This is a genomic window from Aeromonas sp. SCS5 (assembly GCF_001887375.1).
Lineage (GTDB): Bacteria > Pseudomonadota > Gammaproteobacteria > Enterobacterales > Aeromonadaceae > Aeromonas > Aeromonas jandaei.
In genome coordinates, this window is the sequence record NZ_LFCS01000041.1 from 1 (window position 1) to 329 (window position 329).

The window sequence follows — 329 nt, forward strand, 5'->3', positions numbered from 1 at the left end:
GAGTGTTCACACAGATTGCCTTGATTCAAGTTTAGAGACAGTACACGAAGTGGGTCTGTAGCTCAGGTGGTTAGAGCGCACCCCTGATAAGGGTGAGGTCGGTGGTTCGAGTCCACTCAGACCCACCACTTCGATTACGGGGCTATAGCTCAGCTGGGAGAGCGCCTGCTTTGCACGCAGGAGGTCTGCGGTTCGATCCCGCATAGCTCCACCATAATCCGTACTGAATTTTGCGAGAAGCAAAAGCCATGAATTGGACGATATGTTCAGTCTATGTCTTTGACTTCTTTATGAAGTTTGCTCTTTAACAATCTGGAAAGCTGATTTAA

At 48.3% G+C, this 329-nt stretch carries 2 tRNA genes; both read left to right on the forward strand.

Annotation, left to right across the window (positions count from 1 at the left end):
• The first annotated feature begins 51 nt into the window (after nt 1-51).
• Nucleotides 52-128 (forward strand) — tRNA-Ile (locus tag BS300_RS20870).
• A 10-nt stretch (nt 129-138) separates the two neighbouring features.
• A tRNA-Ala gene (locus BS300_RS20875) sits at nt 139-214 on the forward strand.
• Nucleotides 215-329 lie beyond the last annotated feature (115 nt).